Raw genomic sequence first — 12376 nt, 5'->3', positions numbered from 1 at the left:
TTTTATTAAACTAGAATTTTACATTAAGACCTACTGTAAACGTTCTCACGTTTGGATAACCTCCGTAATCCAATCCTAAATTGGTATTACTTCTTGAATTTGTGTCGTTTAAGTAACTTGTTTCAGGATCAGTTCCCGGATAATTGGTAATGGTCCAGAGATTTTGCCCGCTGATGTAAAAACGAACTTTGCTTAATCCCATTTTAGAAACGATTTTTTCATCTAAACTATATCCTAAAGAAATGTTTTTCAAACGAATGTAACTTCCGTCATAAACAAATCTCGATGTAACCCTTTTTGTTCTTGCAGCATTTTTAGGCACGTTTGTGTCAGTATTTGTTGGCGTCCAGGAATCTAAAACTTCTGTGGTAGCGTTGTTGTTTCCGGATGCTAATTCCATTAAAGTGTAGTTTAAGATCTGGCCTCCTTCTGAACCTTGAAAAAAGATATTTAAATCCAGATTTTTATACGTGAAATCATTATTTAAACCAAAAATGAAATCAGGATTTGGGTTTCCGATGATTGTTTTATCCTGCGAATCTAATTTTCCGTCACCATTATAATCCCTGAATTTTTCGCCGCCTGGTGTTGTTTCAAAATTTCCGGGCAAAACAGTTTCTCCCTGCTGAATTACACCGTCATAAATAAATCCGAAGAAAGAACCAACCGGCTGGCCAACTCTCAAAATCTGAGATTCGGTCGCTAAGAAATGACCCGGAGTTGAATTGATTAAAAGGTCTTTATTATCAGCTAATTTTAATACTTTGTTTTTGTTTGAAGAAATATTAAAGTTGGTTGACCATGTAAAATCAGGGCCGGTAAAGTTTTTAGAATTAATGCCCAATTCCCAGCCTTTGTTTTCTAATTCTCCCACATTTTGAAGCTGAGAAGCAATTCCAGAAACTCCCGGAAGCGGTCTGTTGAACAATAAATCTTTGGTAATTGTTTTATAATAATCTGCCGTAATACTGATTCTGTTATCAAATAAACCTAAATCAATTCCGTAATCCTGCTGGTATGAAGTTTCCCATTTTAAATTCGGGTTATCTAAAGAAGTTAACTGAACTGCATTTACAATTACGTCACCGCTCACATCATAAATTTCAGAAAATCTCGAAAGTGTAGAGTAGGCGCCAATGGACGGATTTCCGGTTGCACCGTAACTTGCTCTTAGTTTAAGGTTAGAAATTGTTTTGCTGTCTTTTAAAAAGTTTTCTTTACCAATATTCCATCCAATTGCCCCAGAAGGAAAAGTTCCGTATTTATAGTTTTTACTAAAGCTTGAAGAACCATCTCGTCTTGCGGTAAAGGTTAGCAGGTATTTGTCGTCGTAATCAAAGTTCAGCCTTCCAAAAGCCGAAATCAATTCTGTTTCAGATAAATTAGAGTCCGGTTTTAAGAATACTGTTCCTGCACCAAGATTTCTATACGAATTTGTATTAGTTAAAAATCCTCTTGAGGCAGCATACGAACTTTCGTTTTTGTTTTTTTGATAAGAGTAACCTCCAAGAACTGTTAAAATTCCTTTTTCGATAATTTGACGTTTAAAAGTCAGATAATTTTCTGTTAGGAAAGAAGAAAATCTGGTGTTGTTTACAGAAGCTTCTCCTTTGATATTTTTTCCGGCAATTAAAGTGGAAGGAATAAATCTTCCGGTTTGTGAATTATTATCTGTTAAACCTAAAGTAGTTTTAAAGTCTAAATCTTTTGTGATTTGATATTGTGCAAAGAAATTGTTTCGGTTTACAATTGAAACTGTTTCCAGAATGTTTTCCATTGCTGTTGCATACGGATTATCAATATCATCTCCAATTGGAGCTGTTGTTGTGTAGGTTCCGTCTTCATTATAAATTCCTTTGTCCGGCATAAATCGGTAAGCTGCTGCAATTACGCCCGCGGCTCCAGTTCCTCCGGCACCAGTCTGGCTGATGATTCCTTCTTTGTTCTGCTTGCTTGTAAAAGTGTTTAATCCCACTTTAAATTTAGGAGATAAATCGGCTTCAAGATTGCTTACAATTGTGTATCTGTTAATTCCGGAATTAATTACAACACCATTCTGATTGTAATATGTTCCCGAAACATAATATTTTACAGTGTCTGAACCGCCTGAAAACGAAAGTTGTGTATTCGAGATCATGCCATCACGATAAATAACATCCTGCCAGTCTGTATTTGCCGGGCCTTGCGTATGTGTTGTGAAACTTTTTCTGTACGCTGCAAACTGATCTGCGTCTAATAAATCTAATTTGTTATTCACAGTCTGAATCGAAGTCGAATTGCTGAATTCAATAACTGGTTTTCCGGGCTTTCCTTTTTTGGTTGTAACCATAATAACTCCGTTTGAACCTCTTGATCCGTAAATTGCCGTTGCCGATGCATCTTTTAAAACTTCAATAGAAGCAATATCCTGCGGTGCCGGCATTGAAACTCCTGCAAAACCGTCGACAACAACAAGAGCATCTCCGCTTGCATTAATAGAGGTTCCTCCACGAACCCTGATTTTTACCGGAGCACCAGGCTCGCCGCCATTATTGGTTTGTACAGAAACACCCGCTGCACGACCTTGCAAAGCTTGTTCTGCACTCAAAACCGGATAAGCTGTCAGTTCTTTTGCTGTTACAGAAGATACAGAACCTGTAATGTCGCTTTTTTTGCGGGTTCCGTAACCTACCACAATTACTTCCTCAAGATTTTTAGTATCTGGTTTTAAACTTACGTTGATGACAGTTTTATTTCCAACCGGAATTTCAACTGTTTGATATCCTACAAAGTTGAAAACTAAAACAGCATTTTTTTCAGAAACAAAAACAGTATAATTTCCATCCATATCTGCAGCTGCTCCGACTGAAGAATTTTTGATATAGACATTTGCACCAGGAAGTCCGAGTAAATCTTCGCTCGACGTTACTTTTCCGGAAACTTTTCGTTCCTGTGCATTCATCATGACATTTACCAGTAAAAAGGATACCAGTAAATACCATTTAAACGATTTGATTTTTTGGTCTGTAAACATTCATTTTTGGATTAAAGGTTAGTGTTAGATAAAATAGAAAAACAATAAACTCATTCCGATGATGAGAACTACAAACAAAATTTGAAGTAAAAAGAAGCTCGTTTTCTTGATTTTCATATGGCAAATGTAAAAGCCGAAAACGATATAGAAATACAAAAAAGGGTATCTAAAAATACAGATACCCTTTTTAAAGCCTTGAAAAATAAGGTTTTTTAAAATACAACCGAAGATTTGTAAAATTTATCTGCGTATTGGGACGGAGTTTCCCCGTACTTTTTTTGAAAACATTTACTAAAGTATTTCGGATTGTTAAAACCAACTTTGTAACTGATTTCAGAAACGTTTAATTTGTTTTGTTCCAATAATTGTGCGGCACGTTTTAATCGGATTTCATGGATGAATTCATTTGGCGTAAAATTCGTCCAGGCTTTTACTTTCAAAAATAACATGGTTCGGCTTACTCCTAATTCCGAACAAAAAAACGGAATATCAAATTGTTCATTGGAAATGTTTTCTTCTACAATCTTAAATGCTTTTTTCAATAATTCTTCGTCCAGGGAAGAAACCGTAATTTCTGAAGGAATAAAGCTGTCTTCGCTTGAAAACTTAAGCCTTAAACGTTCTGTCGAATTCAATAGGTTTTTTACACGGAGCTTAAATTCCATTAAATTAAATGGTTTGCTGATGTAATCATCTGCGCCGCTTTCGAGTCCTTCAAATTTATAAACCAGTGAAGATCGTGAAGTCAGTAAAATAACCGGAATATGACTTGTCTTTAGGTTTTCTTTTATTTTAGAACAAAGCTCTGTTCCAACCATTTCGGGCATAATAACATCGCTGATAATTAAATTCGGAACAAATTTTAAGGCTTTTTCCAAAGCTATTTTTCCGTTTTCGGCTTCAATAATATTGTAGTCTTTTTTGAGAAGGTTTTTCATGAACTTTCTCAAAACCTTATGATCTTCAACAAGCAAAATAGTCTGTTTTTCTTCATTTACAATTAAATCGTCAATGTCTTCATTTTCTATGACTTCCGGAGATTCCAGCTGAGCGGTATATTGGGCAATATCGTCGCTTATTTTAAAATCAGGAATAATTTCACTGTCTGAAAGGTGTTCACGGCCAAGCGGAAGGGTTACTTTAAAAATAACTCCGCCGGCAGGTTTATTAGTAACATCGATCGAACCTTTGTGCAGCCTGACAATGTTTTTTACAATAGAAAGTCCAATTCCGGTACCTTTATTATAGTTTTTCTGAACTTGATTGTGCATCGGAATTTCAAAAAACAAATCAAAAATTTTATCGATATGTTCTTCTGAAATCCCAACTCCTGAATCTTCAACTGCAATAAAAAGATTTTCGTCGTCGTGATTTATTTTAACATGGATCGTTCCGCCTTTTGGAGTATAACGAAAGGCATTCGAAATCAGGTTATAAAATACGCGTTCGAGTTTGTATCGGTCAAAGTAAACTGCAATTTCATCATCTGAAGATTCAAAAGTATAATCGTAATTCCCGTCTTTTGCATATTCTATAAAAGATAAAAAGATTTCTTTAGTGAATTTTACAATATTGCCTTTAGCAGATTCCAATGTAACCTGATCATTTTCCAATTTTCTAAAATCCATTAAACGGTTAATTAAACTCAAAAGATGATTGGCACTTCCTTCAATAACCAGAAGCTTTTTATACATTTCATTCGTTCCGTTATAATCGGCTAAAATTTGTTGTAATGGTCCCAAAATCAACGTTAAAGGCGTTCTGAATTCGTGAGAAATATTAGTAAAGAAATCCAGTTTTGCACGGTTATTTTCTTCAATTCTTTTCGTTTCCAGATATTCAAGTTCTAATTTTTGTTTCAGTCTGGCTTTCGATTTCATAATCCAGATCAAACCATATAAACCCAGACCAATTATGATTCCGTATAATAAAAATGCCCAGATACTGCGCCACGGAGCCGGATTTACAATTACAGTTAATGTAGTGGGAGTTTTATTCCAGACACCATCGTTATTTGCGCCCCGAACTTCAAAAGTATACGTTCCCGGATTTTGAATGGCAAAGTTAGCTTCTGAATTTTTTGTTGTTGTCCAGTTGTTTTCCAGACCCAGTAATCGATAACTGTACTGATTGTTTTTTGAACGGATGTAATTTGGAATTGCAAAGTTTATCGAAAAATTGGCTTTGTCATAATCCAGCGTAATAGTTGGGGTAAAACCAATGCTTTTTTCTAAAATTCCGGCTGCGTCATTGGCATGAATAGTTTCATTTTTAATTTTTAAATCAGTAATTAAAACCTGCGGGGCATATGCATTTAAGGAAATTTTTGCCGCATCAAAAAAAGTAGCGCCAGACGGACTTCCAAAATAGAATTTATTGGAGTCCAGTTTCAAAGCTGAATTATCATTGAATTCATTACTTGCCAAACCATCTTTTTGATCATAAATTACAACGCTTTTTTTGGCTGTATTGTATTTAATAATTCCCTGATTGGTACTAATCCACAGGTTTTTATCGTCATCTTCTAAAATAGAATGGATAGATGTTATTACCGTATTGCCGATTTTTAAATTGATTCGGTTAAATTTCTTTCCATCAAAATAATGAAGTCCTTTTGCTTTTGTCCCAACCCATATTGTATGTTTTGAATCCTGAAACAACGTCAAAATATCATCGCCGGATAAGGCAGCATGATCGTAAAAGAAATGCTGAATAGTATAATGCTGAGGATTAAAATTACGGAGCGGAATCCGGTTGAGCCCGTTTTGAGTTCCAACCCAAACGAAATTTTGTTTATCGACTAAAATAGTACGGACAATATTATTGGTTAAAAAAACGGGTTTTGTATTGTCATTTCCAATAAACTGAAATGTTTTATTTGCAGTATTGTAACGAATTAAACCTTTTCCAAAAGTTCCAATCCATAAAATATGGTTTTCGGTTTTTAAGGAATAAACACCGCTTTCTTTCAATGAAGCAGCGAGATCAGGAGCAATCCTGTTGTCTTCCATTCTTTTTGAAATGGTATTGTACGCCGATAATCCTTTAGAAAAAGTTCCAATCCATAAAATATGATCGTCCGAAAGACACATCGATTTAATATCATTTTTATTGGTTTGTCCCGTTTTACTGTTAATGTAACTTACAGTTTCTGCAGCGGTATTAAAAATCGTGATTCCGCCGCCTTCTGTTCCAAAATAAATATTCTGATTTTTATCAGCAATAATCGAACTTACAACATCAAAACTCATCGGAATTTTTTTTGAGTTTTGATTGTAATTGGAGAAATTGACATTTGAAACATCCCAAAGATTTACTCCCTTATAATAACAGCCAATCCAGATTGAACCTTTTTTATCCATAAAAACCGACTTTACTTTGTCGATTCCGTTGTTGTTATTACTGTTATTTATTTTTTGAAGCTTGTTATCTAAACCTAAAATATAGATTCCGTCGTAAGCTCCAATCCACAAAAAGCCTTGTTTGTCAATAATTAAAGACCGAATGTCTGTATTGATTTCGCGGTATTTTTCAGCATCTAAAAAAGAGACAAAAGCTTTTTGTTTTTGATCGAATTTTAAAAGCCCTTTATTTTTTGTGCCAATCCACAGATTTTCGTTTTTGTCTTCAATAACCGATTGAACATTTAATAAATCAGTTGTATTGAAAGGGTAATTTTTAAATGAATATTTTCCGCCTTTTCTGCTGGTTAACTGGCATAATCCTTTTGTTGTACCAATCCAGATTTCGCCTTTTTTGGTTTTTAAAATGCTCAGAATATTATTGCTCGGAAGTGTAGAAACATCATTGTCCGAATGAAATACAGAAGTAAAATTTCCGGTTTTTTTATTGTAAATGGTTAATCCTTTTGAAGTTCCAAACCACATTTCACTGCCAATTTCTTTCATGCTCCAAACTGCATTATTGCTTATTGTATGATTGGCTTTAGTATGAAGATATCTTGTAAATTTATTCGTAACAGGATCGTAGCAGTTTAAACCATTGTAAGTTCCAACCCAGATTTTTCCTGAGTTGTCTTCTTCAATTGCCAGAATATCGTTGTTGCTGATTGAAGATTTATCAGTAACATCATTTCTGAAAATCGTAAACCGGCTTCCGTCATATTTGTTAAGTCCGTCGCGCGTACCAAACCACATCTGACCAAATTTATCCTGATGAATGGCAATGACAGAACTCTGTGAAAGTCCGTCAGTTGTAGAAATATTTTTAAGACGGTATTTATTCTGGGAAAACAGATTTCCGGAAATAAAAAGTAAAACTAGAAAGACGCTCGTGTGTTTCATAGTATATATTTTTTTAGGTTCAAAGCTGCAGGGTTCAAAGGTTTTCTTGTTAAGTTATCTTTGCGACTTAGCATCTTTTCGAGATTAATGTATGCTGTTGATAATATTTTAAACCCGTAGAAACATAGATTTTTCTTTAATAAAAAAGGAATTAAGAAAACCAGTTTTCGCACATAGCTTAACACAAAATCTATTTTTGTTAATGTAAGTGAAACGCTTTTTTTGCGTACCAAAAAGCTATGTTTCTATCTGTTTAAATTATTTTTTTAGACGTTTACTTAATTGATAATCATACAACGAAGGGGCTTTCTCAATCGGAATATTTAAAAATTCAATATAAGGGTCAACATCGTATTTGATTTCAAATTTCGTATTTCCGTGTACACCAATTATTCTGGCAAAAGCACCGTCTTTCATCCCGTAAAGCAGTAATGGTTTTGTTTGATCCGGATTTGAAACCTGTACATTCAAATTCCAAAAAGTACTAAAAGGTCCGTGAGATGGTTTCCAGTAATCAGCACCGCCGCCGCCAAATAAAAAATAACTGTTATTTTTATCAGCAGTAATATGAACCGTAATATTATCAAACAAATTTTGGTGATTGGCTCCCGAATGCTGATCTAAAAGTGCATCAGCAAATATTTCACAATTTTGATATACATTTTTAGTAGAAAAAGTATTAAAACTCAACGGATGAACCGCTTTATTGTAGATTTTTAAATCCTTAACCAAAACATTATGAACGCCGCCAAGGGTTACGGTATAATGTGCAAGATGTGTCCCGTCGGTTATTATATCCTGAACGGTTATGTTTGAAACTTCTTCTGCGAGAATACCGCTGTCGGCATTTGTAATTTTTACATCTCTGACCCAGCTGTTAAAAAGACGGGTTAAAAAAATGCCATTATTTCCTGGTTCAACATGATGTGCTACTCTCGGAATATCAGGAAAAGTAAAGCGAAGATGTTCAATTCCAACTTCAGTTAAATGTTTCCATTCGACCAACTGCGCCTGATAATTTGGTTTAACAGAAATGGTCAACGGTGTTTTTAAAGTTATTTTTGTTCCCGAAATTTTAGCAATTTCTACCTGCTGTCTCACAATAGGAAGTTTTGGAAACTGCCAGTGATGTGATCCCGGTTTTACCCGCGCACCCTGATATAAATCTTTAATAATCCCGCCATTTTCTCCATCTTTGTTAAAGAGCTGCAATTCGACAATATCACCCGCTTTTAGATTCTTAATTTCAGAAACATTAATAATAAATTCGCCCATTTTTCCAGAGCTTACTTTTGCCAGAATATTAGGTTCAGGTTCGTATTTATCCAGATAAGATTTTACACGTTCATTCGGAATTTGTGTCCAGATAAAGCCGCCCGACCATGCATATTGCGAAAAAGGAAGATCAATATTGTTTTCCGGCTCACGCTGTCTTTTGTCAAAAGTGGTAAGATATTCGCGAAGTTCTGCCAGAGACTCAGGATTTTGCAGATACATCATAGGTCTTGGACAGTAAATTTCAGTTCCATTCTCACCGGAACCGCTGCCGCGAAGTACAAAATTGCTTCTTTCGATATATAAAATATCACTCAGAATAATTCGGCCTTCAGGCAATTGCAGAATAACGTTTCCTTCAACAGAATTGGCTGCTTTTAAAGCTTTCAGTAAAGCTTTTGAATCATCTAAATTATCATTTGCTTTTACGCCAAAATCAACAGCATTTATTATTTTTCCATTAGCCTTAGGAATTTGGCTTTCGCCGAAATGATATCCCGCAAAACTAAAATCAGGAAGATAATCTGTTTTTGAAGTAATAATTTTTGGTATTTCCTGCGCCAATACAGCATTCATAAAAAAGCTGCAGGATATAAGAATGGTTTGGCGAATCATGGTTTTGTGGTTTTTGTGGTTAGTTAGTTTTGATTGCCTCGAAGACGTGAAGTCCCGAATATTTTTTATTTTTTACTCTCGCAAAAAAGCAAAGACGGGAAGTTTTTTTAGTCTGGTTTGTCATCCTGAGCGAAGTCGAAGGACACATAGTAGCTCCGCAAACTAAATAGCCAATCTTTGTCGACTTACTAACATGTCCTTCGACTTCGCTCAGGATGACAAGAATGAGAATAAAAATCTCCTAAATCTGCTCAATCTGCGAGAGAAAAATCCTTTTAATCTATATAATCTGTGGCTAAAAAAAATAGCGTCTTAATGCAAATCCTCTTAAACAGATCGCTTAATTCCTAATTCAAGTCCGCGTAGTTCCGCAAGTCCTCTTAAACGGCCAATTGCAGAATAACCTGGATTTGTTTTTTTCTTTAAATCATCCAGCATTTGGTGTCCGTGATCCGGGCGCATTGGCAATTTGCTGTTGTTTCTTTTTTCAACTTCCAAAATTGCTTTTACAACTTCGTACATATCAACATCACCTTCCAGATGATTGGCTTCATAAAAACTTCCTTCTTCGTCGCGCTGTGTACTTCTTAAATGAATAAAATTCATTTTATCGCCATGACGTCTTACTATTCCCGGTAAATCATTATCGGCTCTAACGCCGTACGAACCAGTGCACATCGTAAATCCATTCGATTTAGAAGGCGCGGCATTCATTAATTCTATTAAATCTTCTTCTGTACTTACAACTCTTGGGAGGCCTAAAATCGGGTAGGGAGGATCGTCCGGATGAATGGCCATCAAAACGCCTTTACTTTCGGCAACCGGAATAATCTCCTGTAAAAAGTGAAATAAATTGTTTTTTAAAGCCTGCCTGTCAATATGATTATAAGCACTTAAAGTCAAAAGAAAGTCTTCAACCGTATATGCTTCTTCGGCACCCGGAAGTCCGGCCAGAATATTTCGCTGTAATTTGATTTTATCTTCTTCGGTCATCGCATCAAAATAGTTTCTTGCTTTCTGAATTTGCTCCAGCGAATATTCTTTTTGCGCTTCCGGTCTTTTCAGAATAAACAATTCAAAAGCAGCAAAAGCATTAATATCAAAGCGCAAAGCCTTCGAGCCGTCTTCTACAGTAAAAGATAAATCGGTTCTTGACCAGTCTAAAACCGGCATGAAATTATAACAGACACATTTAATATCACATAAAGCTAAATTTCGAATGCTTTCTTTATAATTTTCAATGTATTGAAGATAATTTCCGGTTTGTTTTTTAATGTCTTCATGAACCGGAATACTTTCTACAACAGACCAAGTTAGACCCGAAGCTCCTTTTTTAGGATCACCGTTTTCGTGTTCGATTTCAACTTTTCGTTTTAAAATTTCTTCAATTGTCCAAACTTCTCCGTTTGGAATATGGTGCAAAGCGGTTACAATTCCGGTTGCTCCGGTTTGTTTAATATCTTGTAAAGAAACAGGATCATTTGGCCCGAACCATCTTAATGTTTGTTCCATTTTTTTATGTTTTTTATTTCCTGCAGGGTTTTTAAGACCTTGTTAATATTTTGAGTTATATAAAAAGTTATAATTTACACCTGCAAGCTTGTTAAAACCTTGCAGAAGAAGATCGTAATTAAATACTTGTTGCGGCAAATCCGCCGTCAACTTTTAAAGTAATTCCTGTTACGAATTTTGACATGTCGCTGCATAAAAATAAAAGTGCGCCATCAATATCTTGCGGAGTTCCAAATCTTCCCATTGGTGTATGATCGATGATTTTTTCACCCCTTGGTGTCAGTTTTCCTTCAGGAGTTAATAAGAGTGCGCGGTTTTGTTCTCCAATAAAAAATCCTGGAGAAATCGCATTTACACGAATTCCTTCACCATATTTCTGCGCTAATTCTACCGCCATCCATTGCGTAAAATTGTCAATGGCCGCTTTTGAAGCAGAATAACCCACAACTCTTGTTAAAGGCCTTTGTGCAGATGCCGATGAAATGTTGATAATATTTCCTGATTTCTGTTTTGCAAAAAGTGATGAAAAAACCTGTGTCGGAAGCATTGTTCCAATGATATTCAAATCGATAACTTTTTGTAAATCTTCGCTTTTCATGTCATAAATGGCCTGATCCGGCTGAATTGTTGCCCCAGGCATATTTCCTCCGGCAGCATTAATCAAAATATCAAGCCGGCCGTACTTTTCGACGATAAAATCTTTTGCTTTTTCTAATTCTTCTTTGTTTAAAACATTGGCCTGAATTGCAAATCCTTTCCCGCCTTCAGCTTCTAATTCTTTTACGGTTTTCTCAGCTTTTTCAATTGATTGTGACACAATCCCGACAATTACGCCCTGTTTTGCCAAAACATGTGCAAAGTTGCTTCCCAATACTCCGGCGCCGCCTGTTATAAGTGCAATTTTTCCTTTTAGATTAAATATTGAATCCATTTTTTATTTTATAATTTATGAATATTAAATCCCAATTCTTTAAAATTCCAAATTCCAATTTTTGCAAAATATTTTTTTAAATTTCCAATTTTAAATTTCCAATTTGGAATTTGGAATTTTAAAATTTGGAATTTTCCAATTTCTATTGGATCTTAACTTTAAAAACAAGTTTCTTCAAAAAACCTTCGCCAATCATTGCGGCATGAACATCTTCTGGATATAAAATTGCAAATTGCTTTTCCTGCAATTCAAAAAACATATCCGGTTTGTCATGAAAAAAGCGAACATCTCTCTCGTCGCTGTAATCACCGTTTGGACTTACGCATTTTTCTCTTGGTTTCCATGCAAAAGTTTCCGGGCCTTGTATTGAAATCTGAATGTCAATGTTTTTGTAATGGCATTCAAAACCTTTTATACTTTCTTCTCTGGTATTTCCGTCGCCATGAATAACGATTAGTTTTAAACCCTCGGCAATTTCAAGAGTACCTGCTTCAAGGCTGGCAATATCGGTTTGGTTTACGTATTCAAAAGCCTTTTGAAAATTAGGGTGCAGGCTGTAATATTTCGCCGCATTGTGTAGTGAATCTACTATCATCTGGTTAGGTTTTTATTTTGTTTCAGCAATTAATACTATAAAAATTTCTGATAAATTATATAGTATGTGTAATTTTACGTGTACGCACACGGTATTTTACAAATGTATGTAAATTGTAATGTAAAACAACT

6 protein-coding genes are annotated in these 12376 nt (G+C 35.2%); all 6 read right to left on the bottom strand.

Going from position 1 to position 12376, the window contains the following annotated elements:
* Window positions 1–10: 10 nt before the first annotated feature.
* The 6 genes from ASE21_RS14530 to ASE21_RS14505 all read right to left on the bottom strand — a co-directional run bounded on the left by ASE21_RS14530 (window position 11) and on the right by ASE21_RS14505 (window position 12245).
* Window positions 11–3013: a SusC/RagA family TonB-linked outer membrane protein gene (locus ASE21_RS14530; protein WP_057123409.1), complete on the bottom strand. Its 3003-nt coding sequence runs from the start codon at window positions 3011–3013 to the stop codon at window positions 11–13.
* Between the two features lie 212 nt (window positions 3014–3225).
* Window positions 3226–7317: a two-component regulator propeller domain-containing protein gene (locus ASE21_RS14525; protein WP_057123408.1), complete on the bottom strand. Its 4092-nt coding sequence runs from the start codon at window positions 7315–7317 to the stop codon at window positions 3226–3228.
* A 258-nt stretch (window positions 7318–7575) separates the two neighbouring features.
* A complete protein-coding gene (locus tag ASE21_RS14520) occupies window positions 7576–9207 on the bottom strand; it encodes a DUF4955 domain-containing protein (RefSeq protein ID WP_057123407.1) in 1632 nt (543 codons plus the stop codon).
* A 327-nt stretch (window positions 9208–9534) separates the two neighbouring features.
* On the bottom strand, window positions 9535–10719 hold the full coding sequence (gene uxuA / locus ASE21_RS14515) for a mannonate dehydratase (protein WP_057123406.1): 1185 nt from the start codon (window positions 10717–10719) through the stop codon (window positions 9535–9537).
* A 118-nt stretch (window positions 10720–10837) separates the two neighbouring features.
* Window positions 10838–11650 (bottom strand): SDR family oxidoreductase, encoded by an 813-nt coding sequence (locus ASE21_RS14510; protein WP_057123405.1) that lies wholly within the window; start codon window positions 11648–11650, stop codon window positions 10838–10840.
* A gap of 142 nt (window positions 11651–11792) precedes the next feature.
* Window positions 11793–12245, bottom strand: a complete 453-nt coding sequence (locus ASE21_RS14505; RefSeq protein ID WP_057123404.1) for a YhcH/YjgK/YiaL family protein — start codon at window positions 12243–12245, stop codon at window positions 11793–11795.
* Window positions 12246–12376: the final 131 nt, after the last annotated feature.

This window comes from Flavobacterium sp. Root901 (assembly GCF_001429765.1).
In the GTDB taxonomy this organism is placed as follows: domain Bacteria; phylum Bacteroidota; class Bacteroidia; order Flavobacteriales; family Flavobacteriaceae; genus Flavobacterium.
This window is presented reverse-complemented; position numbering and strand designations above follow the sequence as displayed.